The 25362-nt window shown below is 38.7% G+C and carries 26 protein-coding genes and 2 tRNA genes; 15 read left to right on the top strand and 13 right to left on the bottom strand.

Translation table 11 applies throughout. The features are described from left to right. Positions 1-80: 80 nt before the first annotated feature. Together AC1Q6O_RS13050 and AC1Q6O_RS13045 are read left to right on the top strand one after the other, a co-directional pair. A tRNA-Ser gene (locus AC1Q6O_RS13050) sits at positions 81-171 on the top strand. A 2-nt stretch (positions 172-173) separates the two neighbouring features. Then, positions 174-245: transfer RNA gene (locus AC1Q6O_RS13045), tRNA-Glu, on the top strand. 120 nt (positions 246-365) lie between these two features. Here the strand turns inward: AC1Q6O_RS13045 and AC1Q6O_RS13040 are convergent. The 3 genes from AC1Q6O_RS13040 to AC1Q6O_RS13030 are packed head-to-tail and all read right to left on the bottom strand — an operon-like array spanning position 366 to position 3235. Next, positions 366-1163, bottom strand: coding sequence for an ABC transporter ATP-binding protein (locus AC1Q6O_RS13040; protein WP_008180325.1), 798 nt, complete (start codon positions 1161-1163; stop codon positions 366-368). 15 nt (positions 1164-1178) lie between these two features. Beyond that, positions 1179-2234 carry a FecCD family ABC transporter permease gene (locus AC1Q6O_RS13035; protein ID WP_008180327.1) on the bottom strand — a complete coding sequence of 352 codons (1056 nt, stop codon included), beginning with the start codon at positions 2232-2234 and terminating at the stop codon, positions 1179-1181. Beyond that, a complete protein-coding gene (locus AC1Q6O_RS13030) occupies positions 2234-3235 on the bottom strand; it encodes a FecCD family ABC transporter permease (protein ID WP_043990719.1) in 1002 nt (333 codons plus the stop codon). Before AC1Q6O_RS13030 ends, AC1Q6O_RS13035 begins: the two co-directional genes overlap by 1 nt. Positions 3236-3381: 146 nt before the next feature. Here AC1Q6O_RS13030 and AC1Q6O_RS13025 point away from each other — a divergent pair, with 146 nt between their 5' ends. Both AC1Q6O_RS13025 and AC1Q6O_RS13020 read left to right on the top strand, forming a co-directional pair. After that, complete coding sequence (locus tag AC1Q6O_RS13025; RefSeq protein ID WP_008180330.1) at positions 3382-4377, top strand: ABC transporter substrate-binding protein; 996 nt, start codon at positions 3382-3384, stop codon at positions 4375-4377. Between the two features lie 118 nt (positions 4378-4495). Continuing rightward, positions 4496-5704: a diaminopropionate ammonia-lyase gene (locus tag AC1Q6O_RS13020; protein ID WP_008180332.1), complete on the top strand. Its 1209-nt coding sequence runs from the start codon at positions 4496-4498 to the stop codon at positions 5702-5704. Between the two features lie 52 nt (positions 5705-5756). Here the strand turns inward: AC1Q6O_RS13020 and AC1Q6O_RS13015 are convergent, their stop codons facing one another. Beyond that, positions 5757-7070, bottom strand: coding sequence for a trypsin-like peptidase domain-containing protein (locus tag AC1Q6O_RS13015; protein ID WP_492401424.1), 1314 nt, complete (start codon positions 7068-7070; stop codon positions 5757-5759). 176 nt (positions 7071-7246) lie between these two features. Here AC1Q6O_RS13015 and AC1Q6O_RS13010 point away from each other — a divergent pair, with 176 nt between their 5' ends. The 3 genes from AC1Q6O_RS13010 (at position 7247) to AC1Q6O_RS13000 (ending at position 9509) form a co-directional block, all read left to right on the top strand. Beyond that, a complete protein-coding gene (locus tag AC1Q6O_RS13010; RefSeq protein ID WP_089985573.1) occupies positions 7247-8008 on the top strand; it encodes a MerR family transcriptional regulator in 762 nt (253 codons plus the stop codon). Between the two features lie 73 nt (positions 8009-8081). Then, positions 8082-8534 carry a TraR/DksA C4-type zinc finger protein gene (locus AC1Q6O_RS13005; protein ID WP_492401422.1) on the top strand — a complete coding sequence of 151 codons (453 nt, stop codon included), beginning with the start codon at positions 8082-8084 and terminating at the stop codon, positions 8532-8534. Positions 8535-8579: 45 nt separating this feature from the next. Then, complete coding sequence (locus AC1Q6O_RS13000) at positions 8580-9509, top strand: dipeptidase (RefSeq protein ID WP_008180338.1); 930 nt, start codon at positions 8580-8582, stop codon at positions 9507-9509. 14 nt (positions 9510-9523) lie between these two features. Here AC1Q6O_RS13000 and AC1Q6O_RS12995 read toward each other — a convergent pair whose 3' ends face one another. Then, entirely contained in the window at positions 9524-10441 is a 918-nt protein-coding gene (locus AC1Q6O_RS12995) for a 1,4-dihydroxy-2-naphthoate polyprenyltransferase (protein WP_008180339.1), read from the bottom strand. Positions 10442-10689: 248 nt separating this feature from the next. On the opposite strand from AC1Q6O_RS12995, the gene AC1Q6O_RS12990 reads away from it, so the two are divergent. The 7 genes from AC1Q6O_RS12990 to AC1Q6O_RS12960 all read left to right on the top strand — a co-directional run bounded on the left by AC1Q6O_RS12990 (position 10690) and on the right by AC1Q6O_RS12960 (position 18514). Then, positions 10690-12075: an isochorismate synthase gene (locus AC1Q6O_RS12990; RefSeq protein ID WP_089985579.1), complete on the top strand. Its 1386-nt coding sequence runs from the start codon at positions 10690-10692 to the stop codon at positions 12073-12075. Continuing rightward, positions 12068-13783, top strand: a complete 1716-nt coding sequence (menD, locus tag AC1Q6O_RS12985) for a 2-succinyl-5-enolpyruvyl-6-hydroxy-3-cyclohexene-1-carboxylic-acid synthase (protein ID WP_089985582.1) — start codon at positions 12068-12070, stop codon at positions 13781-13783. Before AC1Q6O_RS12990 ends, menD begins: the two co-directional genes overlap by 8 nt. Continuing rightward, positions 13780-14589, top strand: a complete 810-nt coding sequence (menH, locus tag AC1Q6O_RS12980) for a 2-succinyl-6-hydroxy-2,4-cyclohexadiene-1-carboxylate synthase (RefSeq protein WP_089985584.1) — start codon at positions 13780-13782, stop codon at positions 14587-14589. Before menD ends, menH begins: the two co-directional genes overlap by 4 nt. A 66-nt stretch (positions 14590-14655) precedes the next feature. Continuing rightward, the gene (menB, locus tag AC1Q6O_RS12975; protein WP_008180343.1) at positions 14656-15474 is read left to right on the top strand and encodes a 1,4-dihydroxy-2-naphthoyl-CoA synthase; all 819 of its coding nucleotides are present in this window, start codon (positions 14656-14658) and stop codon (positions 15472-15474) included. 89 nt (positions 15475-15563) lie between these two features. Beyond that, a complete protein-coding gene (locus AC1Q6O_RS12970; protein ID WP_258955057.1) occupies positions 15564-15689 on the top strand; it encodes a hypothetical protein in 126 nt (41 codons plus the stop codon). 79 nt (positions 15690-15768) lie between these two features. Next, on the top strand, positions 15769-17193 hold the full coding sequence (locus AC1Q6O_RS12965; protein WP_239354783.1) for an o-succinylbenzoate--CoA ligase: 1425 nt from the start codon (positions 15769-15771) through the stop codon (positions 17191-17193). 142 nt (positions 17194-17335) lie between these two features. Next, positions 17336-18514 carry a transglutaminase domain-containing protein gene (locus tag AC1Q6O_RS12960; RefSeq protein ID WP_043990723.1) on the top strand — a complete coding sequence of 393 codons (1179 nt, stop codon included), beginning with the start codon at positions 17336-17338 and terminating at the stop codon, positions 18512-18514. On the opposite strand, the gene AC1Q6O_RS12955 is transcribed toward AC1Q6O_RS12960, so the two are convergent. From AC1Q6O_RS12955 to ytzI, 4 genes are all read right to left on the bottom strand, one after another. Beyond that, on the bottom strand, positions 18508-19527 hold the full coding sequence (locus AC1Q6O_RS12955) for a metal ABC transporter solute-binding protein, Zn/Mn family (RefSeq protein ID WP_089985591.1): 1020 nt from the start codon (positions 19525-19527) through the stop codon (positions 18508-18510). The two genes, AC1Q6O_RS12960 and AC1Q6O_RS12955, sit on opposite strands and share 7 nt — an antisense overlap. Positions 19528-19635: 108 nt before the next feature. Beyond that, positions 19636-19869 (bottom strand): membrane protein insertion efficiency factor YidD, encoded by a 234-nt coding sequence (gene yidD, locus AC1Q6O_RS12950; protein WP_008180348.1) that lies wholly within the window; start codon positions 19867-19869, stop codon positions 19636-19638. Next, positions 19866-20027: a hypothetical protein gene (locus tag AC1Q6O_RS12945; protein ID WP_008180350.1), complete on the bottom strand. Its 162-nt coding sequence runs from the start codon at positions 20025-20027 to the stop codon at positions 19866-19868. The genes yidD and AC1Q6O_RS12945 overlap by 4 nt, the downstream gene beginning before the upstream one ends. A 51-nt stretch (positions 20028-20078) precedes the next feature. After that, the gene (ytzI, locus tag AC1Q6O_RS12940; RefSeq protein WP_225316113.1) at positions 20079-20228 is read right to left on the bottom strand and encodes a YtzI protein; all 150 of its coding nucleotides are present in this window, start codon (positions 20226-20228) and stop codon (positions 20079-20081) included. 134 nt (positions 20229-20362) lie between these two features. Here ytzI and AC1Q6O_RS12935 point away from each other — a divergent pair, with 134 nt between their 5' ends. After that, positions 20363-20680 (top strand): hypothetical protein, encoded by a 318-nt coding sequence (locus AC1Q6O_RS12935; protein ID WP_008180353.1) that lies wholly within the window; start codon positions 20363-20365, stop codon positions 20678-20680. A gap of 66 nt (positions 20681-20746) precedes the next feature. Here AC1Q6O_RS12935 and AC1Q6O_RS12930 read toward each other — a convergent pair whose 3' ends face one another. The 4 genes from AC1Q6O_RS12930 to AC1Q6O_RS12915 all read right to left on the bottom strand — a co-directional run bounded on the left by AC1Q6O_RS12930 (position 20747) and on the right by AC1Q6O_RS12915 (position 25298). Beyond that, complete coding sequence (locus AC1Q6O_RS12930) at positions 20747-21418, bottom strand: AroM family protein (protein WP_089985593.1); 672 nt, start codon at positions 21416-21418, stop codon at positions 20747-20749. Continuing rightward, positions 21391-22566: an amidohydrolase gene (locus AC1Q6O_RS12925; RefSeq protein WP_089985595.1), complete on the bottom strand. Its 1176-nt coding sequence runs from the start codon at positions 22564-22566 to the stop codon at positions 21391-21393. The genes AC1Q6O_RS12930 and AC1Q6O_RS12925 overlap by 28 nt, the downstream gene beginning before the upstream one ends. Then, positions 22563-23633 (bottom strand): amidohydrolase family protein, encoded by a 1071-nt coding sequence (locus tag AC1Q6O_RS12920; RefSeq protein ID WP_008180358.1) that lies wholly within the window; start codon positions 23631-23633, stop codon positions 22563-22565. The genes AC1Q6O_RS12925 and AC1Q6O_RS12920 overlap by 4 nt, the downstream gene beginning before the upstream one ends. Positions 23634-23696: 63 nt before the next feature. Beyond that, the gene (locus AC1Q6O_RS12915) at positions 23697-25298 is read right to left on the bottom strand and encodes an ABC transporter substrate-binding protein (RefSeq protein ID WP_089985597.1); all 1602 of its coding nucleotides are present in this window, start codon (positions 25296-25298) and stop codon (positions 23697-23699) included. Positions 25299-25362 lie beyond the last annotated feature (64 nt).

The raw sequence follows: 25362 nt of genomic DNA, 5'->3' as shown, positions 1-25362 counted from the left end.
AGCTCAGTTGGTAGTAGCACCTGACTGTTAATCAGGTTGTCGCAGGTTCGAGTCCTGCCTTCGGAGCCATTTTTTTGTGTGGGGAAGTACTCAAGAGGCTGAAGAGGCGCCCCTGCTAAGGGTGTAGGTCGGGTAACCGGCGCGAGGGTTCAAATCCCTCCTTCTCCGCCATTGGCCCGTTGGTCAAGTGGTTAAGACACCGCCCTTTCACGGCGGTAACACGGGTTCGAATCCCGTACGGGTCATACTAAGTGCAGTAGATGAATTTACATCTACTGCACTTTTTTTATGAACGGAAAAGAACAGGTAACAAGAAAGCCTTCGCCAGATAATCAATCGGCGAAGGCTTGTTGTTTTTTGAAGACTTACGTAATATTTCGTCCTTTACCATAAGGAATACATAAAGGTGTTCCAAAGATTGGATCTGATGTCATTTGACATTCAAGATCAAATACATGGCTAACTAATTCTGTCGTCATGATCTCTTCAGGCTTACCTTGGCGATAAACTCCTCGATCACGTACAGTAATGATATGATCGGCATAACGACAAGCGAGGTTTATATCATGTAAGACCATAATAATTGTTCGCTTTTGCTGTTGATTTAATTCAAATAATAAATCTAACACTTCTATTTGATGAGTTAGATCTAAATAGGTTGTAGGCTCATCTAAAAGAATAATATCTGTATCTTGAGCAAGTGTCATAGCAATCCATGCACGTTGACGTTGCCCACCTGATAGCTCATCCACTGGTCTATCTCGTAATTGCTCCGTACCTGTTGCTTTTAAGGCATTCATCACAATTTCCTCGTCCTTCTCCGTCCATTGCTGGCGCCAACTTTGATAAGGAAATCGTCCTTGTTTAACGAGCTGTAGAACCGTTAAGCCTTCTGGTGCTACTGGTGATTGAGGAAGTATAGAAAGGTTTTTAGCTACTTGCTTTGTAGATAGTTTAAAAATATCTTCGCCATCTAATAACACAGATCCCTTTTTGGGCTTTAATAATCGAGCAATAGAGCGTAAAAGTGTAGATTTGCCACAGCCGTTCGCTCCAATTAAGACAGTAATTTCATTCAAAGGGATAGATAAATTGAGATCTTCGATAATATTGGAATCACCATAACTTAATGTTAGGGATTTAGTTAATAAGGATTCAGTCATGATGTATGAACTCCTTTATTTATTAGGATTTCTAAATAATAAATAGATAAAATAAGGAGCACCGATGGCAGCAGTAAAGACACCAGCTGGCACTTCTAAAGGGCTAAACGCAGTACGACCGATAATATCCGCAACCATTACGAGCAATGCTCCAATGGCTGCGGATGTTGGCACAAGTACTCCGAATGATGAACCAACGATACGACGTGCGATATGAGGGGCCATCAACCCTACAAATCCAATTGCCCCCGCAAAGGAAATGGCACTTGCTACTAAGCAGCAACATAACAGAATTAAATATAGACGAGTTTTTTGAACGGATTGTCCTAATCCTGCCGCTGTATCATCACCTAATTCTTGTACATTTAACTGACGTGTAGTAAAGAACGTGACAAGTAGGAGTACTAGTATTAAGGGCACAACGATTTGAACTTGATCCCAGTCTGCGCTTTTGACGCTCCCAGTAATCCACTTATTTGCTTCACTTGCTTGATAGATAGGACCAATAATCATTAGCATGGTCGTAATGGCTTGCATCAATGCGGATACACTAATACCGATTAAAACAAGACGATTTGGCGTAACACCATCTTTCCATGCAAATAGGTAAACCAAACACCCAACTACAGTAGCACCAATAAAACCTGCTAATGGCATCCATTCTATACTGACTGTTAAAGAGTGATTAGAATCACTGAAAATGGCTAAGAAACCAACAACAGCTGCACCGCCCCCAGCAGATATTCCAATAATATCAGGAGAGGCCAGTGGATTTTTAATGATTCCTTGTAAAACAGCACCTGCTACAGCTAGCGCCATACCAGTAAACATAGCCATAAAAATTCGGGGCATTCGAAAATCAATAATGATCAACTGATCAAAATCAGAGCCTTGGCCGAAGAGAGTTTGTACAACTTTAATAGGACTAATAAAAGAATCACCGAATGATGCGCTAAGAAAGAAAACCGCTAGTGTTAGAAAGCTAATCACCAGTAATTTTTTCATAGCTTGTACATCTAATAAAAATGATATTTTTTTCTGAAATAAACGGACTGTTCGTATGTTTTTCATTATTTTTTTCCACCTTTTCGCGCAAGGTAAATAAAGAATGGCGCGCCAATCATTGCGGTCATGACTCCGACTGGTACTTCTTGTGGCATGATGATATATCGGGCTGCGACATCCGCTAACAATAATAAAATGCCTCCAAGTAAGGCAGCCATCGGAATAAGCCATCGATGATCTGTGCCGACAAACTTACGCGCAAAATGGGGAACTACAATGCCAATAAAACCGATGGGGCCAGCGATAGCAACAGCACCCCCTGCTAAAAAAATAACAATCAAACCTACAATTATTTTCATTAACCCTATACGTAATCCTAGTCCTCTTGCCACATCATCTCCTAGCGCAAGAGTATTCATTTTAGGGGAAATGATTAGAGCAGCTATCCACCCGATGATTAAATATGGGAGAACTGAGATCAGAATTTCGAGTTTACGCCCTTGGACAGAGCCAGCTAGCCAAAACAATACTTGCTCAAGTTCTGCTTCATTTGTAGCGAGTAACCCTTGTGTAAATGATGCAAAAAGTGCACTTATGGCAGCGCCTGCTAAAGTAATTTTTACGGGTGTTACGGCATCTCTTCCGGAGAAACTGATTGCATAAACAGCTAGTGCCGCGATGGCAGCACCTAGAAAGGCGATCCATGCAAATGATTGTAAACCTGAAATATGGAAAAAAATCATGGCAAAGACAACGGCAAATCCTGCTCCAGCATTTATCCCTAATATTCCAGGAGAAGCTAAAGGATTTTTCGTTAAAGTTTGCATAAGCACACCCGTAATCGCTAACGATGCTCCAACACAACTGGCTATAAGTGCTCTTGGAATACGAACATTTTGAATAATGATATGCTCATTTGAATGGTTAAAATGAAAAAAAGATTCAAGGGTAGTTTGGATAGAAGTATTTGCATAGCCATAGACAATACTAATGCCCATGCAAAGAAGTAGTAGCAAAACCCCTACGATTAAAGCGAACGTTTTAGAATAATTATTTTTTAAAATCATGTTTAAACTATACTCTTTTCTTTCATAATTATTAAAATATGTATTGACACTGATAAGCTCATACAATAAGATTAGTAACGTTCTAAGAGACAAATGAAACTGATTTTCATTCTCGTCAATTATGCTTAAACATTTTATCATATACAATGGGGGAAGAAAAGGTGCAAAAAGGATTTCAAAAACTCTTAGTTTTGCTAGCTATTGTTGCTATTTTTGTTTTGGCAGCATGCGGTAATTCTAACGATGATAAGAAAGAAGAAAGTTCAAAAGAAAGCAATGCTTACAGTGTAGAACATGCTATGGGAACAACTGAAGTAAAAGACACACCAAAACGCATTGTTGTTTTAACAAATGAAGGAACAGAGGCACTTTTAGCGTTAGGCATTAAGCCAGTTGGTGCGGTACAATCATGGACAGGTGATCCGTGGTATGATCATATTAAGGATCAGATGGAAGGTGTCGAAGTAGTCGGCATTGAACATGAAATTAATTTAGAAAAAATTGCTTCATTAAAACCAGATTTAATCATTGGTAATAAATTACGACAAGAAAAAGATTATGCGAAACTTAGCAAAATTGCGCCAACCGTGTTCTCTGAAACATTACGTGGTGATTGGAAAGAGAACTTTCAGTTATACGCAAAAGCAGTAAATCAAGAAACAAAAGGTAAAGAAGTGTTAACAGCTTACGATGATAAGCTACAAGCGTTAAAAGAAAAACTTGGTGATCAAACAAACCAAGAAGTTTCATTTGTCCGCTTTATGGCAGATAAATCTCGTATCTATTACACAGATTCATTCTCAGGTATTATTTTTGATGCGTTAGGATTTAAACGTGTTCCAGCGCAAGCAGATTTATTTAAAGATAATGCAAAGCTAGGAAACTTAGCTGTAGAGGTAGGGAAAGAAGTAATTCCTCAAATGGATGGGGATGTTATTTTCTACTTCACATACATGCCAACTGGTGATGATTCAGCATTAGCAACTGAACAAGAGTGGACACAAGATCCTCTTTGGAAAAACCTTTCTGCTGTTCAAAAAGGCAATGCACATAAAGTAGATGATGTCATTTGGAATACAGCTGGAGGAATTCTAGCTGCTGATATTATGCTAGATCAAGTAGAAGAAATCTTTACGAAATAATTAATGGATAAGCTATACATTCATCGAAATAAGATGAGTGTATAGTTTTTTTATTTCCGTAAGAGCATTTTGTATTTTTTAGCGAGATAGACTAAGATGTGGGAGAGGGGGGATAGATTTGAGTGAAAAATTAAAATGGGTTCCTAATCAACATTATGTAGGGCAAGATAATGACGAACAAATAACAGCCTTACTTTCGAATTTTACTCTAGAACAAGTAAAGAAAGTTAGTCAATTCCAACGTACATATGAGAAGTTTGAAAAGACACCACTCCATCATTTAGCATCATTGGCTTCCTATATGGATGTAGAAAAAATCTGGATAAAAGATGAATCGTTTCGATTTGGTTTGAATGCCTTTAAAGTACTAGGAGGCGTTTATGCTATCGCACAATATGTTGCCAATATGCTCAATAAAGATATTGAAGATCTTTCCTATGAACAATTAAAGTCATCAGAACTAAAAGATCAGTTGGGTGAGTTAACGTTTATTTCAACAACTGATGGGAACCATGGTCGAGGGGTAGCTTGGGCAGCTCGAGAGCTAGGTTTTCAAGCACGAATCTATATGCCTGCTGGTAGCGCTAAGGAACGATTACAAAACATTATCAATGAGGGAGCCTATGCTGAAATCACCGCAATGAATTATGATGATACTGTTCGCTATACTTCTCAGCTAGCTGAAGAACATGGTTGGGTTTTAATTCAGGATACAATGTGGGATGGCTATGAGAAAATCCCATTATGGATTATGCAGGGCTATACAACTCTAATACAAGAGGTTGTTGAAGAGATAGAACAAGCACCGACTCATGTGTTTTTACAGGCTGGAGTAGGGTCTTTTGCAGCAGCAGTAGTTGCCTTTTTAAGACAATACTATGAGCAGGAAATGACTATTGTTTTAGTGGAGCCACATGTAGCTAATTGTTATTATAAAAGCTTTAAAGCGGGTACCAATGAATTTGTAACTGTTGGCGGCGACATGCAAACGATAATGGCAGGGCTTGCGTGTGGTGAACCGAATCCTCAGGCGTGGAAACTGTTAAAAGCCTATACGAAAATAAGCATTAGCTGTGGGGAAGAAGTAGCAGCAACAGGAATGCGTATCCTTGGTAATCCATTGAACACTGATACACGCATTGTAGCAGGAGAATCGGGAGCAGCTCCATTTGGTTGTTTTTATGAAATCATAACAAATGATCGTTACAGACAATTAAAAGATACGTTACAGTTAAATAGAGATGCGAGAGTATTATTAATTAATACAGAGGGTGACACGGATAAAGAAAATTATCGACAAATAGTGTGGCATGGAAAATATCAATAGCAATTTAGACGAAAGCCATCGAGAAGTTACTCTCGATGGCTTTCAGACGTTATTAGTGAATTTTAATAGCGGCAATTTTATAAGCACCATATTCATCTGTGATTACAGTATACGTCTTATACCGATCGTAAAATTGATAATTACCTTGGGCATCATAGAAATCAAAGGTTTCATTCATATCAACATAGTATTGGCCACTCGAATATTGTACATCAAGCACTTCATTGTTTGTAAAATAGAAGTAATTGCCCTGATACGCAATTTCATTTATATATTTTTCTAGTTCTTTATAAGCAGAACTACTAGGTGCAAGCATATCGGCAATCCAATAAAAATCACCCTCATTAAGGGCCATTTCATAGTATAGGCGGAATGCCTGCACGAATTGCCCTGCTAACAAATTTTCTGCTTCAGTAGTAGTTTCTGTATGACTAGCAGGTTGTTGACTGCTATCGTATAGATTAGCAACAGAACGAACCTCATTTGCAGAAAGAGGCTGAGCAATCCATCCATCAAATTGGTCTACCATACTGTAAAGAGGGATAGAGAAGGCGAAGTGTGTGCTTGTTTCGGTTGTGTAAAGTAGGGAGTTAATCCCAATTACATTTCCTGTATTAACATCCACCAAAGGACCGCCACTACTACCTTTATCAATTTGTGCATCGACCTGATATATTTGTTTGTATATAAAATTTTCAAGCTTCATATCCCGTTTATTGCCTGTTATATAGCCAATGGAGGCTGAATTTTCAAAGCCTTGTGGACTTCCAAAGGCAATGACTTCTAAGCCAATAGGTGATTCTGATGTTTCAATATCTAATGGTGCTGTCTCTTGATAGCTAGGAACATGTATTAAAGCTATATCATAACGATCAGATATACCGACTACTGTACCAGGTGATTCTTGACCCATAGAATTTCGAACCATTACTTCGACTTCACCTTGGACAACATGCGCATTAGTAATAACATACCCCCCTTTTTTATAGAGGAAGCCGGAACCTTGCGCATTGTTAGTTAGAATGGTGAATACCTTTTGCTGAATCTCCTTTATAAGAGTGACACGATCAACCTGCTGTGCATGAGCTTCTTGCTTTTTCGTCAGTTCCTCAGAGGAAACTTGCTTTGTCTCTAAATTCTGATTGTCATTTATTTCCGAGTAAGTGGCTGAATTACTTTTTTTATTGGAGAAGAAATCCCAATAGGCATAGCCCAGCCCACCAATTGCAATGAAACAGACGGACAATACGATAATGGCCCATGTTGGGATACCCTGTTTTGAGGGTGTATTTGTCAATTTAGTACCACAACCCGAGCAAAATTTACTGTCATTTAGATTCTCATGCTGACAATTTGGACATTTCATCCTATTACCCTCCTGTGAAATATTTACTATTTATATCGGTTGGAAAATATAGTTTTATAGGTAGTTATGGAATTATATGAACGGAGAGGATGATTATAGGAAGAGGAAAAATTTATTTTTCCTATTGACCTTAACGTTGCGTCAAAGTTTACAGTAGCAGTAATGGAGGTGAAAACATGGAATATACAATTCAAGAACTTGCCCAATTGTCTGGTGTAAGCACGAGAACTCTGCGTTATTATGATGAAATTGGGCTACTGAAACCAGCTAGAACCAATGAGGCGAGCTATCGATTTTACGGTCAATCGGAAGTCGATTTGCTGCAGCAGATTTTATTTTACCGAGCATTGGATATGAAGCTAGCAACTATTCAGGATATTATTCAAGCTCCTCATTTTCAACATTCCGAGGCGCTAAAGTCACATAAAGCTGCTCTGCTTAAACGAAAAGAACAGCTTGAGACGATCTTACAGACGGTAGAAAAAACGATATTATCAATTGAGGGGGAAAGACCTATGTCAAATGAAGAAAAATTTAATGGATTTAAAGAAAAGCTAATCGAGGATAATGAAAATAAATATGGTCAAGAAATTCGTGCCAAATATGGAGATAAAACGGTAGATGCTTCCAATGCTAAGCTTATGAATATGACAGAGGAACAATTTCAGGCAATGCAGCAATTGGAGCAGCAAATGTTTGAACGTTTAACAGAGGCAATGGGGTTGGGAGACGCAACAAGTGATATTGCAATGGAAGTCGCAGAGCTCCATAAACGATGGTTGAGCTTTTCATGGAAAGAATATTCTAAAGAGGCACATGTAGGACTCGCTCAAATGTATATAGCAGATGAACGTTTCACCGCTTATTACGACGAGCGTAGTGTAGTGGGAGCTGCACAGTTTTTACACGATGCAATCGTAGCTTATACGAGTAAATAAATAAACCTTCCTTATGCTGATGTTTTAGAAACAATAAATTAGGAAAAAATGAAAGCATAAGGAGGAGATTTTTTTGGATCAACAAGTTATGCAAAAATTAAAAAGACAATTGGAGCAAGAATTACAAGAAATCGAAAAGCGAATAGATGAATCAGAGCGTCCCCAAGCGACAGAGCTATCTAATTATGATAATCATCCAGCTGATAATGCCAGTGATTTAACGGATCAGCTTACAGAAATGGCTATTGATGAGCATCGTGGCGACAATGCAGAGGAAATAAAAGAAGCTCTTCAAGCAATAGCTGACGGAACATATGGCGAATGTACTGTCTGTGGTAAAGAGATTCCAATTGGACGTTTAGAGGCTATGCCACAAGCTATGACATGTGTCGAGCATGCGGAAAAGAAAGAGGATAATTTACGACCAGTGGAGGAGGAGGTGCTTTCTTCAACACCAAGATCGGATGATTTTATAGAGCTTGAAGAATTTGGTTCTTCTGATACACCACAGGATAAAAATCAGTAAGTATTTTCCTTACTAAAGCAGTATAATAGCTGTAGAGGTGAGAAGATGAACATTATTGATTTACATTGTGATGCACTTTTGAAATTAACAACGCTTGAAGCGGCTAGTTTTGCAGAGGATGTGCGTATACACGTCAATCAAAAAAGACTGCAGTTAGGGCAAATAAAAGCTCAAGTATTCGCCATCTTTATTGACCCAGCGATCCCTCAAAACCAACAATTTCTTGAAGTCATTCGCCAAATGGAAGCATTTCATACCCATGTTTTACAAACAGAGGGCATGGTGCATATTACAGATTGGGCACAGTTAGAGCAATTGGCTCCCCATGAAATAGGAGCTATCTTAAGCTTAGAAGGTTGCAGCGCAATTGGCGATGATTTAACAAAGCTAATTGCTGTACTTGATGCAGGTGTCAAATTAGTCGGTTTAACGTGGAATGAGGAAAATGCTGTTGCCCATGGAGCGGAACAAGATGCAAGTCTTGGATTGAAGCCATTTGGTAAAGAAGTCATTCAACTATTAAATGACCGTGATATTATTATTGATGTCTCCCATCTAAACGAACAAAGCTTTTGGGATGTGTTACCGTTAGCAAAGCATATTATTGCTAGTCATAGTAATGCACGAGCATTATGTGATCATCCCCGTAATTTAACAGATGCACAAGCGAAGGCCCTTGTAAAATATGGAGGGCATATCCATGTTGTTTATTATCCACTCTTTATTGGTGGTCAAGATGCAACGCTAGAACAATTGGTAAATCATGTGGAGCATTTCGCCAATTTAGTAGGTGTCGAGCATATAGGGTTGGGCTCAGATTTTGATGGCATAGATGTGACCGTAAAAGGATTAGCTCATGCGGGAGAGGCTCAAAATTTATTAGAGGCATTACGAACTCGCTTTTCAGAGGAAGAGGTACATGGCATCGCTAGTCAAAATTTCATACGGTATGTAAAAAAAGCAGCAACCCGATAAGGCTGCCGCACTTTTTAAAAGAAATAATCAATTAATAAACCAATTCCTAATAGGAAGCCGAAGAATGTATTCGTTTGCGCTGTATATTTCATCGCAGGCATCACTTCTTTGGCTTCTTTTTTATCTCTGAATATTTGAATGGCACGCAATGGTTTAGGGATACTTAAGAAAATAATCAAAGCCCAAAAAGTAATGCCATCAATTGCAACAAGGGCGATCACCCATAAGTATGAAACGATAAAAAATCCTGATAGCACGGAGATTGCATTATCACGTCCTACCAAAATAGCCAATGTTTTGCGTCCACCTTCTGTATCGCCAACAATATCACGAATATTATTGGATAGCATAATAGCGCCAACTAAAATCATACTTGGAACGGAAAGTAAGACGGCATCCAGTGTTACTGTAAGCGTTTGAATATAGAAAGCAATCAAAACGATTCCCATTCCCATTACTGCCCCAGAAACAATTTCTCCAAAAGGTGAATAGGCGATTGGATATGGCCCACCTGTATATAAGAAACCAATCAGCATACAAACTAGTCCGACAGCAGCTAACCACCAAGATGTGGAGGCACATATGTAAATGCCAAGTAGCATGGCAATAGCATAAAAGCTTAGCGCAATCATCATAATCGTTTTTGGTTGTACACCATGACGGACAATCGTTCCGCCAATTCCGACAGAATCCTCGTTATCTAATCCTAATTTGTAATCATAATATTCATTGAACATATTCGTTGCTGCTTGAATAAGCATACTTGCAATGAGCATAGCAAAAAATAGTCCAAAATCAATTGTTTCTTTTTCAATTGCTAATGCAATTGCTGTTCCTAGGAATACTGGAACAAATGAAGCGGTTAAAGTATGTGGACGTGTTAAATGCCACCAAACTTTAAAACCCCTATCAGCTTCAATGACTTTGGTCATAAGGTCTTTCTCTCCTTCAAATGTTGTCGACTCTTCTTATTTTAAACGAAGATTGAGAAAATGGGTAGGTTCACAGCTTATTACATACTGTAAAATGAAAAAAAGTGATACAATAGAACATGCATTTATGAACTGAAAATAAAAATAGGGTGGATAGCAACAGTACGAATGACACGGTTGCCAGCCCATAAAATGATGTATTTTCGCCATCATTTATTATGTACACTGCAACAACGGAGGTAATTTTCATGCAACAGAAGTGGTACCAAGCCACAGAAGTAGAAGTGGACTCTTTGGGCCAAAGCCTTCATTTTTATATGGAAACAATGGAAGTGAGTCACCTATCTGCATTAGCATTTTATGCAGCAGGTGAAGAGTGCTATAAAGGTGAACGATTTTATTGGCAAAATAGAGAAAAAACAATGACATTAGTTGGGCTAGGACATGCCCATACCATTCAAAATAATAAAAAAAATGATCGTTTTGATGCTGTAGAAGCTGAATGGAAGAGTTTAACAAAGAACTGTCTGAAAGGACAAAGCGAGCTCCAACCTATTTTGTTTGGGGGCTTTACATTTGATCCACAAAATAATGTTGCTGGGGAATGGACGGGTTTTCCAGAGGCTTATTTTGCATTAGCGACTTTTCAGCTTGTCATACGAGATGATAAGGCATATGTGAGCATTCATCTTCTGACACAGGATCGGCATGGTGAGGCTCAGTTTGAGGCATTGAGAAAAGAGCGAGATCATTTAGTTCATGCCGCACAGGTTAAGGAAGTGAAAACGTATTCAAAGCCTGAAATATCAAGCTACTTTGAGCCTTATAAAGATCCTTATTTAGCTTCTATTGACCAAGTGACAGCTTTAATTAAGCAAAAGAAAGCGGATAAGGTTGTTATTGCACGATCACTTGCACTGCAATTTAAAGAGGAAGTAACTGCTCCACAAGTGCTGTCGCAAATTATCCATGAACAACCAGAAAGTTATTTATTCGGCTTAGAGCATGAAAATCTATTGTTCTTCGGAGCATCACCTGAGCGCCTTGTAAAAGTGGAGGATGGTCGAGCATTTTCTTCATGTGTTGCTGGTTCAATTAAGCGAGGAAAAACAGCAGAAGAAGACGAGGCTTATGGACAAAGCTTGTTACAGGATCCAAAAAACGGAGGGGAACACCAATATGTTGTCGATATGATTGCTGACACATTCCGTAAAAATTGTGTGGATATCACGCTTCCTGAAAGTCCACGTCTATTAAAAATAAGAGATATTCAACATTTATATACACCTGTCGAAGGTCAGCTCAATAAGGATGCTACGATATTACAGCTCACAAAAACTTTACATCCTACTCCAGCATTAGGAGGAGTACCACGTATGGAGGCTTTGGCAGCTATTCGTAAGTATGAACCGATGAATAGAGGCTTGTATGCTGCACCAATTGGCTGGTTAGATGCAGAGGGAAATGGAGAATTTGCAGTCGCGATACGGTCAGCGGCATTGCTTCATGATAAGGCTTATTTATATGCCGGTGGAGGTATTGTAGCAGATTCAGAACCACAATCTGAATATGATGAAACATTAGTAAAATTCCGTCCAATGCTTCGTGCGCTAGGAGGACAATTACATGAGTGAACGAAAAATTTTAACAGATTATGTTTATAAAATGGTCGCGTCGTTAGTACAAGTTGGGGTAGAAACTGTTGTCGTTAGTCCAGGCTCACGTTCAACACCTCTTGCCTACGCGGTCGCTTCTACAAAACAAATAAAAATGTATCGTCAAGTAGATGAGCGCTCAGCTGCTTTCTTTGCTTTAGGGCTTGCGAAAGCTACTGCTAAGCCTGTTGTTCTCTTATGTACATCCGGTACAGCAGCAGCAAACTACTTTCCTGCAATTGTTGAGGCAAACTATGCTCGTGTGCCGCTAATTGTCATCACAGCTGATCGACCACATGAACTACGAGAGGTAGGTGCACCGCAGGCAATTAATCAGCCTCATTTATATGGTTCACATGTGAAATGGAGTGTAGATTTTCCATTAGCAGATGGTGCTGCTCCTACATTGCCTTTTATCGAACGTCATATTGCACGAGCAGTAGCAATTGCTACCAGTGCGCCTTTTGGACCAGTGCATATGAATGTTCCTTTCCGAGAGCCTTTATTAATTGATTTACAGGATGAATTGCCAACTATGACATTTAAACATAGCAGCATGGGACAATTAATCCCAACAAGCGCTGCTATGCAGGAACTTTCCTCTATTTTAAAGTCGACTAAAAGAGGCTTTATTATTGTTGGAGAATTAGCACTTGGGACGGACCTAGCGTTTGTCTGGGAATTTGTACGTCAGTTGAAATGGCCAGTCCTAGTAGAAAGCTTGTCAAATATGCGTGCAGCTGTACCAGAGGATTGCTTACCATATCTCGTGACAACCTACGATGCCATTATGAAGAGTGAGGATTTTAAGGCACTTGTTCAGCCGGATACAGTTTTACGTATTGGGGCACAGCCTGTTTCAAAATTTATCATGCAATTTATTACAAAAACAGAGCCAAATGCTTATGTCATTATTGATGAAGATCCTATGTTTAGAGATGCTACTGGCGTATCTACACATTTTATTCATGCAAATATCGATCAATGGTTAACACAATTAGCCATTACTAACACTGCATTTGAGGAAGCATACTTAGCCGAATGGCAAAAAGCCAATCAGTTGGCTGCTACTTATATTGAACAGTATTCAGAGATAGAAAAAGATGAAGGTGCGATGGTCAGTCGTTTACTGAAAATGATTCCTGATGGTAGCGATATATTCGTTAGCAGTAGTATGCCAGTGCGTGATATTGATACATTTTTATTAGCAACACCGAAGGATATACGTTTCTTTGCGAATCGTGGGACGAATGGGATTGATGGAGTAGTATCTACAGCATTGGGCTTTAGTGAAGGAAATGACCGAGAAACCTATTTATTAATTGGTGATTTAGCCTTTCTACATGATGTGAATGGACTGATTGCTTCTAGATACCAAGAATGTAACTTAACCATTATTGTGATGAATAATGATGGTGGAGGTATTTTTTCTTATTTACCTCAATCAACAGTAGAAGCCCATTACGAGGATCTTTTTGGCACACCGACGGCACTTGAATTTCATGATATTGCCCATATGTATAATATGGATTATATACGAGTAGATACTATCTCTGAATTATCAGAGAAGTTTTCATCAGACAAAAAATGGTCTTTACGCTTAATTGAAATATTTACAGATAGAGCAGAGAACGTTCAGGCTCATCGAGCGTTATGGAATCGTATTAATGCGGAGTTTAAAGCATGACGAGCTTATTAATCCGAGGACTTAAAACCCATGTGGACATATGGAATGAAACCGGTAGCTATACATTAGTTGCTTTACATGGATTTACGGGAAGCACTGCTACCTGGTACAATTTGGCGCAATCCTTGCCGGATGTCCGTGTTATTGCGATTGATTTAATTGGGCATGGGCAAACAGCTACTCCAGAGCAAATTAAGCGTTTTTCAATGGAGGAACAATTACAGGACTTAGAGGAATTGTTTTGTCAGCTCCATATGGAGAAGTTTACATTGTTGGGCTATTCAATGGGAGGCAGAATTGCATTATCTTATGCCATTGCGTTTCCTGATCGTATTCAAAAGCTTATTTTAGAAAGTGCATCTCCCGGTTTACGAACAGTAGAAGAACGACGTGAACGTAGTGAGAGAGATGACATTTTAGCACAAAAAATCATCACTAATGGGTTAGTCTCTTTTGTGAATTCATGGGAGAATATACCGCTTTTTGGATCACAGCGTCATCTTCCTGACACTGTGCGAAAGGCTATTCGTGCAGAAAGACTTTCACAGAGGGAAGAAGGATTGGCTGGTAGCTTAAGAGGGGTTGGAACAGGAACCCAGCCTTCGAATTGGCACCTCTTGGACCGACTAGAAATATCTGTACTCCTGATTACGGGTTCATTAGATGAGAAATTTTGTAAAATTGCACTAGAAATGAAAGCGCTATTAAAAACTGTTAGGCATATGACAGTAATTGATGCTGGACATGCAATTCATGTGGAAAATCCCGCTGAATTTGCTACAATAGTAGAGGAGTATATAACGTAATATTATACTTGTTACGTTAGCGCCTCGATAATAACGAGACGAATTTAGAATATAGGAGGCAATTCAATGACACGTCAATGGACTTCATTACATACTTATGAAGATATTAAGTATGAGTTCTATAACGGAATCGCAAAAATTACGATTAATCGTCCAGAAGTGCGTAATGCATTCCGCCCAAAAACGGTTATGGAAATGATTGATGCATTTTCACGTGCACGCGATGATAAAAATATCGGTGTAATTATTTTAACAGGTGAAGGTGAACATGCCTTCTGCTCAGGCGGAGATCAAAAAGTTCGTGGTCATGGTGGCTACGTAGGAGACGATGAAATCCCACGTCTAAACGTTCTTGATTTACAACGTTTAATCCGTGTAATTCCAAAACCTGTAGTGGCAATGGTTGCAGGCTATGCAATTGGTGGAGGACACGTATTACATGTTGTTTGTGATTTAACAATTGCTGCGGACAACGCTCGCTTTGGACAAACAGGTCCAAAAGTAGGGTCATTTGATGCTGGTTACGGTTCAGGCTATCTTGCTCGTATTATTGGACATAAAAAGGCCCGTGAAATTTGGTACCTTTGCCGTCAATACGATGCACAACAAGCGCTTGATATGGGCCTAGTTAATACAGTGGTTCCTTATGACCAATTAGAAGATGAAACTGTTCAATGGTGTGAAGAAATGCTACAAATGTCACCAACTGCATTGCGCTTCTTAAAAGCAGCGATGAATGCAGATACAGACGGCTTAGCAGGTCTTCAACAAATGGCTGGTGACGCTACACTTCTTTACTACACAACAGATGAAGCAAAAGAAGGTCGCGACGCTTTCAAAGAAAAACGTCAACCAGACTTTGGCCAATTCCCAAGATTCCCTTGATTTATTAGCTAGGGTGCTTGTAAAGCTCGTATCTATTAGAGATACGAGCTTTTTTGTATGCCTGGGAAATTAGGAGTGGCGTAGAAGCAATGTGGCGGATAGCAGCAAAAACGGATAGAGCGAGGAAAGTGACGAATAAAAACACAAAAGTGACGGATAGAACAAGCAAAGTGACGGATAAAAACACAAAAATGATGGATAAAACAAAATTATAGCGTTTTAAAAGCAAATGCATCACGAATAGACAAGCGCTAGGGTAAAGCGTTAAGATGTAGGGTGATTGGAGTGACAAATATGTATCCGAATTGGATTATACAGCGTGCCTATTTAACACCGTTACGTAAGGCATTAACTTATAAAGAACAAAGTTGGACTTTTTTAGAGTTGAATGATTTATCTAGTAAGCGTGCTCGCCAATTAGTGGGACTGGGTATAAAGCGGGGTGATCGAATTGCCATCATGGGGCCAAGTAAACCAGAGCTTGTAATCACCATGTATGCTTGCTTGCATCTACAATGTGAGATGGTTATGCTAAATCGTAGATTGTCACAGGATGAACTTGGTTACCAGTTGGCGGATTCTGAGGCAGTTGCCGTATTGATTGCGGATGAAGATGTAAATAAGTTGCCTGCAAATACGGCTCATTATTTATTTTCAACGATTGAAGAGGGAGAAGAAGGTGCATTCGATATCGGAAAGGAATGGCCTTTGGACCAAACAACAACGATTATGTATACCTCTGGGACAACAGGCTTTCCAAAGGGGGTCCGTCAAACGGTAGGTAACCATCAGGCTAGTGCAACGGCCTCGGTTTTAAATATTGGCCTACAGGCTGATGATGTTTGGCTATGTGCTGTTCCATTATTCCATATTAGTGGATTTTCAATATTAGTGCGTTCACTGTTATATGGCAATCAAGTCTATTTATATGATCATTTTGATGTAGAAGCTATTACGCATCATATTATGAATGGTGAAGTAACGCATATGTCAGTTGTAGCTGTGACGTTGGAAAGAATTTTACATACGTTGGAGCAACATAAAGCTAAAGCTTCCTCCCGTTTTAAATTAATGCTTGCTGGTGGAGGACCAGTGCCAGCTGATTACTTATCGAGAGCACATACGTTAAACTTAGCTGTAGCTCAAACGTATGGTATGACGGAAACCTCCTCGCAAACAGCTACATTAGCAAGTGAGGATGCGATTTGGAAAATTGGCTCTGCCGGAAAGCCTTTATTTTTTAATCAAATCAAAATTGTAGAACCCAACGCGCAAGGCGAAGGAGAAATTTGTATTAGAGGACCCCATGTTACACCTGGCTATATCGGCCGTTTTGCACAAAAAAGCGCCACGCGAGATGGCTGGTTGCATACGGGAGATATTGGCTATCTAGATGAAGATGGTTATTTATTTGTCATAGATCGCAGAGCAGATTTGATAATTTCTGGTGGAGAAAATATATATCCTGCAGAAATAGAGAATGTGCTGCTCATGCATCCAGCTGTTAAGGAAGCGGGTGTATGTGGTGCCGATGATAAGCAATGGGGACAAGTACCGGTTGCTTTTGTTGTGTTGAATGAACAAGTATCAGTCGAACAATTACAAGCTTTCTGTCAACAGAGGCTGGCTAAATATAAGTTGCCAAAGGAAATTATTATAACAAACAGTCTCCCACGAAACGGAGCAGATAAGCTGCTTAGACGAAAATTACTACAATAAAATACATGTAAAAAAGAAGCCTTTTGTACACTAGGCTTCTTTTTATTTTGTAAATATTTGAACTTTTAGCATGAAATTAGTCATTCATTAACATAATAAAAAAGGAGAGGCATAAACTATTTAGTAAAGGAGAATGACTCATATGAGGAAATATATATATAATGCTGTCATTATATTATTTGTTCTACAAATGAGTCATGTGCAAGTTTTTGCAAACTATGAAAAAGATGATGTAGCAACTGCTGATTCAATTAAAACACTACAATCTCTCATTAATAAAGAAGTTACGCAGCTATCAACGGAATTCTCTATTTACTATACTGGTGACATATCTGATATTAAAGATGAACTAACAGACATTACGAAAGGTGCGATTCAAAACTCTTATATTTATACTAATATTTCTAGCTTTAAATGGAAGTATGATGGTTATAACAAAAATATAGCTATTGCTTTTACATTTACCTATCATCATTCACAAACAGAGGAAGCAATTGTCGAACAATCATTGACGGATATTATTGCACCTATGCAAGGATTAAGCGACATACAAAAATTACAGGCTGCACATGATTTTATTGTTCTAACTGCGGAATATTCAAAAGAAACAGAAGGAAGTCAATATTCCCCTTACACGCTACTGACAGAAAATAAGGGAGTCTGTCAGGCATATGCATTAGTGCTTTATCGAATGCTAGAAATGCTGGGCTTTGAGGTGCAATATGTACCTGGAAAAGTGGGCGAACAGCTCCATGCCTGGGTATTAGTGAAACTTGATCATAATTGGTATCATATCGATGTGACGTGGGATGATCCATTACCTGACCGGAAGGGGGAAGTACGTTATCAATACTTTCTAGTGTCGGATCGCCAATTATCACAGGATCATACATGGGATTATGCAAGCTTCCCGGCTGCAACAAGTGAGAAATATTCTGAAATGCAGGAAGTAACAAAAAGACAAAGTGTAACAACGCCTTTGCATGAAGGTTTTAATCCAAATAAGGGTATATCTATAATGGACGAAAATAGGCTAGCCAACAAACCATTCATAGAAAAGCCTACAAAACTTGTTTCACAAAACCAGAACGATTTAAACACTATAGACTCTTTTGATGTTAATGAATGGGCAACGATTTTAGTAGAAAGTATGGTGGCTTTCCTAGTGCCTCATTCAAAAGATATTCAAGTGTCCCAAACAACGAAGCGGTTTCTATCGATTGAGCGAACAGAAAAACGAATACCGCAAGAAAAATACGTCATAATAAAGGAGGTGTCCCATCCAATTTCGGGGCACCTCCTTCTTTCAATCAATTATTGACTGCTTAAAGCTTTATCTAATGTTTGAATGTTTTTCTTCATCAATGTGAAGTAAGTTTCCTTATTTTTTTCATCGTCGGCCGTTAATACACTTAAATTATGCAATACAAGTGATTCTGCACCAACTTCTTTTTGAATGACCTCTGCTAATTTAGAAGAGACATTTTGTTCAAATAAAATATAGTGAATATGCAATTCATTAGCTTTATCAACAATCGATGTTAGTTCTTTTTGTGATGGTTCATTTTGAGAATTTAAGCCAGCAATAGGTACTTGTGTTAGACCGTATTGACCTGCAATATAGCCGAATGCTGCATGAGATACAAAAAATGTTTTATTTTGTGCTTGATCAGCCATTGCTTTAAATTCACCATCTAAATCTTGTAATTCTTTTACCAATGCCTCGTAATTTTGATTAAAAGTAGATTCTTGAGCAGGCATTTTTTCCACCAACGTGTTTTTAATAGCAAGTGCTAAATCCTGACTAATTGTTGGAGACAGCCAAACATGAGGGTCTATATCGCCATGCTCATGATCATCGTGTCCATGTTCTTCTTCCGCATGATCGTGTTCTTCCTCAGTTGTAGCGTGATCATGGTGATCTTCTTCTGGATGAACATGACCTGTACTTGTAGCTAATTTTTCATCTGAAACTTCATCGGCAGTTGCCACCATTGTGACATCTTCATTCGCTAATGTTTTTTTAGCATTTTCAACAAAGCCCTCTAGTCCTAAGCCAATATAGAAAAAGATATCGGCATCTGCTAATTTCATCATATCTTTTTGAGTTGGTTCAAATGTGTGTTCATTGGCACCAGCCGGATAAATAGAAGAGACATCAACAAAATCACCGCCAATACGCTGTGCAAAATAGCTTAAAGGATAAACAGTAGTATAAATTGTTAATTTATCCGTCTCATTAGAAGATTTTGGGGAAGTAGATGATTGATCTCCACAAGCAGCGGTAAACAGGGCAAGAACTGTGACTAGCAATAATACATAAACTTTTTTCATATAATATAATCCCTTTCTTAAATAGTAACCATTACGATTTATTTTTTAGAACAGTTATTATAATAACGCACAACTTCAAAAAGTACAAGAAAAAATGACCTCCGAAAATTAATTCTTTTTCGAAGGCCATTTTTCTGGCACTGGATCAAAGCCACCAGGATGAAAAGGATGGCATTTGGATATACGTGTAATAGTTAGAATAAAACCTTTTAGCGCCCCATGCTTTTGAAAAGCTTCGAGGCCATAAGAAGAACATGTGGGATGGAAACGACAAGTAGGTGGCGTCATTGGCGAGATGTATTTTCTATAAAACTTAATGAGCCAAATAAAGGGATATTTCATCGTTGTTCTTCCTCTTGTTGCGATGGAAATTGTTCTGGCTTTGCGTCAATTGTTTGCGTAAAGATATTATTTTTTTTCTTGATAATGAAAATGACAGAAAGACCGAACATTAACATCATCATAGCAATCATAATAATAATTGGTAATGGTACACCCATTGCTTTCACTCCAAATTCAATTAATAAAATTTATAAGTAATGAATGACTTGCTAGTTCTCCTCTTGATGATAGCTTTGTTTAGGTTTTTCATCAACGGTATGTTTAAAAGCATAGGCACGGTTGACACTGATAACTGTCGCAATAGTGATAATAATAACGATGATGATTGCGACGATTAAGAGCGTAGTTAAACTCATCATACTCACTCCGTTCTTTGTTCATCATACTTATTATAAGTGATATGGACATTTTAATTGTGAAGGAAGTTTGACATTCCAAAGAATAAAACAACATCATTCTCTCCATACTATGGGAAAAGGAGTGAATCGTAATGATGGATCGTCAGCGTGTATATTTTTCACTTGCCAATAGAACCTATTATACGAATCCATATGCAGGGCCTTGGAATTTTGAACTGAATGTGGATCGACAAGCATTAGATGTTTTTGAGAAAATTTTTCAGCAAATGCAGTTGTTAGAAATTTCCAATGCATGGCGTGCACAGTTACCGTATATCCAATATCACTTAGATAGAGAAAATGATGAAATTGATTTAAGATTGATGAAAATTTATGCATTAGTTCATGAGTATGGAGATGAGGAAACGAAGTCATTTGTGGAGCAGCTACCTTATTTTAATAAGCGAGTCTAATGGGGGTTGATTTTCACTTTGAGTGTCGCCACTCTCAGTGAAAATCAATCACCTCAGTAGAGGATATTAACATATTGCCTTTAATATAGTAAAAACAGCTTCACGTGGAACGATGATAGGTATATTCAGTTGATGTTTAATCATATTTTTCATCGGTGTGGAATAGCCCATACAATCAAGAATGAGCAAATCAGCACCATCGTATTCTAATTGCTGTGCCTTTGCTAATAAATCGTGTGCATTAAAGTGATAAGGTGAACTTGCAGAGAAATTCACTTCAAAATGAGCTTTTTGCCATTTTTCTGCAACCGTTATTTGTTGATCAGGCTCAGGGCCTATTAAACCTATGGCTAATTCCGTATGAAGGCCTTTCACTAAATTAGTCATCATACGATCCGGGAGTAATAGATTTTTAATGGATAGTTTATTGGCAAAATCGCCTGTACACATTAGTAAAATCCAAGTAAAGCCATGGAGATCATGAAGGCATTGCTGAATATAAGGCATGAGCTTTGCTTTACTTAACCTTACCTGCTGACCATTTGTCAGGAGAGTCACTAAAACATCAGTGTCTTCCTGTGAGGGAGATAGCGCTGAAATTTCAGATGGAGATAGGGAATCAAGGACACCAAATTCATGAACATGGAGGCCATCTTGTTTTAAATGCTGAATATCCTCCGCCATATCTTTACGAGGAGCTTGACCAATAGTTACAATGGCAATTTTTGAGTGTTCCATTGTGCTTCCTCCGCTTCAAAATATTTTTCTCCGTTTACATAGGTTTGTAGTACTTTCGCTTCCGTTTCAAAAATAGGGTGAGACCACACAACAAAATCAGCATCTTTACCTTCCTCAAGACTACCAATTCGATGATCAAGCTGTACAAGCTTAGCGGCATGTATCGTAATGCTTTTTAAGGCTGTTTGTTCATCTAACCCATAACGAATTGCTTCAGAGGCGCAATACTTTAAGTACTGAATGGGTACAAAGGGATGATCCGTCATGATAGCAAAAGGAATACTATGCTCTTTAAATATCGCAGCAATAGCTGGTGTAGAATGCCGGGTTTCATATTTAGATGGGGTTAACATATAGGGACCAAGCGTTGCATGGAATCCACTATTTTTTACTGCATCAACAATGAGATAGCCTTCTGTACAATGCTCTAAATGGAGCTTCACATTAAATTCTTTGGCAATTCGTATAGCGGTCATAATATCATCTGCTCTATGGCAATGAAGACGAAGGGGCATTTCACCACGGAGTACCTCAATAAATGGTCGTAATTCCGAATTTCGGAATACCTCTTCAGCTTGCTCCTGTTCATTCAGCAGGCTAGCCCGTTGGAAGCCATCCCGTAGCAGTTGAGCAATCGCCATACGGGTCATTGGCTTTCGTTTATATTGATTACCAAAGACGTTCTTTGGATTTTCCCCTAATGCTCCTTTTAATCCACTTCGTTCTACTAGGACGCGAGAAGCGAGAGTGGGACCTGCTGTTTTCAGGATACTCCAAATACCACCAATAACATTGGCACTACCCGGACCAGTTTGTACAGTTGTCACGCCACCTTCGAGGGCATGCTGAAAGGAGAAATGGCGAATATCAACACTGTCTAAAGCATGCATAAGCGGCGTAAATGGTTCGCTATATTCATTAGCATCATTAATATCTTCAGTTACTTCTGCCCATGTTCCTACATGTGCATGGATATCAATTAATCCTGGTGTGACATATGCTCCCTGTAGATCGATTAAGTGCGCATAAGGGGGTATTTCTTTTGCTGGCCCTACATAAACAATGCGTCCATCTTCAACCCATAGCTGTTCAAAAAAATCATTTTGTTCATTGACTGTGAGAAACGTTGCATGATGATAAATTATCATTTTGACATACCTTCTTCCGTTGCATAAACTTTTTCCCCTTTAATAAAAGTAGCGATAACCTGTGCATCTAAATTTAATGGGTGCTTATCCCAAATCACAAAATCAGCATAAAGGCCATCACGAATAGCACCTGTTTTATGGGCAATGCCTAGGAAATTAGCAGCACCTGTTGTCAAAGTATAGAGAACATCGGAGCGTGACATACCTTCTCTAACAGCTAAACAACCTTCTAATGTCAGATGGGATGTGCTACTAACAGGGTGATCTGTACAAAAAACAAATGGAATTGTTTGAGTGAATAGCTGATGATACAGCTTTGGTGACAGCTCCATCATCTCATTATGCTCAATATAACGGAATGTCGGCCCAGCAATAACAGTATGGAAAGCTGTTTCTTCAACAAGAGGAATTTCCGTGCCATGAATAATATGAAAGTCAAAAGCATTATTAAATTCTTGTTGTAGTCGATGAATTAATTCAATATCGACAGCTTTATGGGCCCGTACAACAATCTTATGGATGGAAGGTTCCTGTTGTTGAATTTGTTGGAGTGTGTCCCTTAAGATTTTAGCGATGCCCATACGAGTCAATGGCTTTTTCTTTTCAGCAAAAAATGTACTTTTTGCCTGGTGCCCAATAGAAAAAGAATATGCAACATCTTTTGCAATCATCATTTCATCTACAGTTGTATGTGTATGATGAATGATAGCCGTTTTGGCACCAATTAAGCTTTTGGGAGAAGGAACAATATGCGATGCTGTAACCCCATGTGAGACAGACTTTTGAAAGGCACCATCAAAGGGGTAAATACCATCAATAACTGAATATTGTAAGTGCGATTCAAATTCATAGCTATCATCACCTTCCCAACGAATGCCAATTTCAGCTAAACCAATTTGTGAACAACTATCGATAAGGCCAGGAGTAATATAATAACCATCTAAATTTATTTCATTCTCGGCAGTATGTGTAGCTTGTTCGAAATATTCTCCTTGCACTTGGAATGACTGTTTATCAAAGCTACGAGTGTCAGAGTTAAAGACAAGCCCATTTATATATCGAGTCATCGGATCAGATCTCTCCTTATGAAGAGAAAAGCGGAGACAAGAATCTCCACTTTTCTAGTTGAGTTATTTTGATAGGGATACGTTCGTACCATTTGGATGAACAATTTGAACAGAGTTATCAGCTGAAACTTCAAAGCCCTGTACATGTTTATTTACGCCTGCAACAGTTTGCGTTGCTTCTAATTCGATACGTGGAACATCCGCTAGTATAAGTTTTAATGCCTCTTGGTATAGTTTTGCTCGTTCTTCTTGTACGACTGTTTCGGATACAGCACGCTCCAATAATTTATCAACTTCTGGATTGCTGTAGCCTTTACCATTACCTAACGCTCCGATTTGATTTGTGTGGAATAATTGATAGAGGAAGAAATATGGATCTGGATACCAAGTCCAACCACCAATATTCATTGGAGCATTGCCCTTTGCTACTGTATCACTGTAAGTACCCCATTCAAGGACTTTAATTTCAACATCTATATTTAAATTTTTCTTCAATTGACTTTGGAAAATCGTTGCGTAAGGAACACGTGCCTCTGATACGTAAATCTCTGTTTTGAAGCCGTCAGCATAGCCGGCATCCGCTAATAATTTTTTAGCTTCTTCAGGATTATATTTCGGTACCATATCGACTAAGGATTTATCATAACCCCAAGAACCTGGAGGTAAAGGTAAATAGGAAACATCACCGCCACCCCATTGATTAACACCAGAAATGATTTCCTCAACATTTGTTGCCATATAAATGGCTTCACGTACACGCTTATCAGCAGTTGGGCCTACTTTATTGTTGAGATCCAGGTAAACAATGGATAAGCCCGGATTTGTTAACAGCTCAAGATTACTATCTTGATTGATAATTTCTCGATTTTGGCCTTTTACGTCCATCGCGATATCAATATCACCTGAACGTAATGCATTGGTCATCATATTTTGGTCGGAGATAAATTTCATTGCTAAATGGTCGAGATTTGGCTTGTCTCCCCAATAATTTTCATGGCGTGCCAGTTTTACTTCTTGGTCTTTTTTCCATTCTGTTAACTGGAATGGACCGGTGCCAATGAAATGCTCAGAAAATTTATCGCCCCATCCTTCAATCTCTTCTTTTGGAATAATGATATTCCCAGCATCAGTTAGCATAGCAAGTAGGGCAGCATTAGGAGTAGCTAAGTGAATCTCTACTTCATAATCAGATAGTACCTTAACCTCTGTCACGCCACTAAGACGATTCATAGCCGATTCTTTAGCAGAACGTTCTAATGAATATTTCACATCTTCAGCTGTCATCTCACGACCATCTTGGTATTGTCCCTTTTGGAATTTTACACCCTCACGTAATTGGAACGTATAAACTAACATATCATCTGATACTTTCCATTCCGTTGCTAATGAGGGAATGATATCCGACAGATCTTTGTTATAAACAACTAAAGTATCACCCATTTGACGCATTACCTGTGATTCATAAACCCCTGTATATTTGATCGGGTCAAACGTTTTGGCATTCGCTGAAAGACCAACATTTAATGATCCTCCAGAAGTAACTTCTCCATCTTGTTCATCTGATGAGTTATTTTTTTCTGTATTCCCACCACAAGCAGCTAAAACAGCAATCATTAAAGTTAAAAAGAAAAGTAGAAAAGATTTTTTTACGTTTATTTTCTTCATCCGTGCTAGCCTCCTTTATTATGTTTCACAATATGAACCGTTGATTCAAAAATGGTAGGTTCGA

This window comes from Lysinibacillus sp. GW823-FHT06C08 (assembly GCF_058795135.1).
The sequence above is the reverse complement of the archived record's forward strand: the minus strand, read 5'-3'. Positions and strand labels throughout refer to the sequence as shown.

Excerpts from the sequence above, each read along its gene's own strand:
- menH (WP_089985584.1), top strand. The coding sequence starts at position 13,780 with ATGACGAGCTTATTAATCCGAGGACTTAAAACCCATGTGGACATATGG.
- AC1Q6O_RS13025 (WP_008180330.1), top strand. The coding sequence starts at position 3,382 with ATGGGGGAAGAAAAGGTGCAAAAAGGATTTCAAAAACTCTTAGTTTTG.
- AC1Q6O_RS12925 (WP_089985595.1), bottom strand. The coding sequence starts at position 22,566 with ATGATAATTTATCATCATGCAACGTTTCTCACAGTCAATGAACAAAAT.
- AC1Q6O_RS12930 (WP_089985593.1), bottom strand. The coding sequence starts at position 21,418 with ATGGAACACTCAAAAATTGCCATTGTAACTATTGGTCAAGCTCCTCGT.
- AC1Q6O_RS12955 (WP_089985591.1), bottom strand. The coding sequence starts at position 19,527 with ATGAAAAAAGTTTATGTATTATTGCTAGTCACAGTTCTTGCCCTGTTT.
- AC1Q6O_RS12995 (WP_008180339.1), bottom strand. The coding sequence starts at position 10,441 with ATGACCAAAGTCATTGAAGCTGATAGGGGTTTTAAAGTTTGGTGGCAT.
- ytzI (WP_225316113.1), bottom strand. The coding sequence starts at position 20,228 with ATGATGAGTTTAACTACGCTCTTAATCGTCGCAATCATCATCGTTATT.
- AC1Q6O_RS12960 (WP_043990723.1), top strand. The coding sequence starts at position 17,336 with ATGAGGAAATATATATATAATGCTGTCATTATATTATTTGTTCTACAA.
- AC1Q6O_RS13035 (WP_008180327.1), bottom strand. The coding sequence starts at position 2,234 with ATGAAAAACATACGAACAGTCCGTTTATTTCAGAAAAAAATATCATTT.
- menD (WP_089985582.1), top strand. The coding sequence starts at position 12,068 with ATGAGTGAACGAAAAATTTTAACAGATTATGTTTATAAAATGGTCGCG.
- AC1Q6O_RS12945 (WP_008180350.1), bottom strand. The coding sequence starts at position 20,027 with ATGGGTGTACCATTACCAATTATTATTATGATTGCTATGATGATGTTA.
- AC1Q6O_RS13030 (WP_043990719.1), bottom strand. The coding sequence starts at position 3,235 with ATGATTTTAAAAAATAATTATTCTAAAACGTTCGCTTTAATCGTAGGG.
- AC1Q6O_RS12965 (WP_239354783.1), top strand. The coding sequence starts at position 15,769 with ATGTATCCGAATTGGATTATACAGCGTGCCTATTTAACACCGTTACGT.
- AC1Q6O_RS13000 (WP_008180338.1), top strand. The coding sequence starts at position 8,580 with ATGAACATTATTGATTTACATTGTGATGCACTTTTGAAATTAACAACG.
- AC1Q6O_RS12990 (WP_089985579.1), top strand. The coding sequence starts at position 10,690 with ATGCAACAGAAGTGGTACCAAGCCACAGAAGTAGAAGTGGACTCTTTG.
- yidD (WP_008180348.1), bottom strand. The coding sequence starts at position 19,869 with ATGAAATATCCCTTTATTTGGCTCATTAAGTTTTATAGAAAATACATC.
- AC1Q6O_RS12920 (WP_008180358.1), bottom strand. The coding sequence starts at position 23,633 with ATGACTCGATATATAAATGGGCTTGTCTTTAACTCTGACACTCGTAGC.
- AC1Q6O_RS12935 (WP_008180353.1), top strand. The coding sequence starts at position 20,363 with ATGGATCGTCAGCGTGTATATTTTTCACTTGCCAATAGAACCTATTAT.
- AC1Q6O_RS13040 (WP_008180325.1), bottom strand. The coding sequence starts at position 1,163 with ATGACTGAATCCTTATTAACTAAATCCCTAACATTAAGTTATGGTGAT.
- AC1Q6O_RS12970 (WP_258955057.1), top strand. The coding sequence starts at position 15,564 with ATGTGGCGGATAGCAGCAAAAACGGATAGAGCGAGGAAAGTGACGAAT.
- menB (WP_008180343.1), top strand. The coding sequence starts at position 14,656 with ATGACACGTCAATGGACTTCATTACATACTTATGAAGATATTAAGTAT.
- AC1Q6O_RS13010 (WP_089985573.1), top strand. The coding sequence starts at position 7,247 with ATGGAATATACAATTCAAGAACTTGCCCAATTGTCTGGTGTAAGCACG.
- AC1Q6O_RS12915 (WP_089985597.1), bottom strand. The coding sequence starts at position 25,298 with ATGAAGAAAATAAACGTAAAAAAATCTTTTCTACTTTTCTTTTTAACT.
- AC1Q6O_RS13015 (WP_492401424.1), bottom strand. The coding sequence starts at position 7,070 with ATGAAATGTCCAAATTGTCAGCATGAGAATCTAAATGACAGTAAATTT.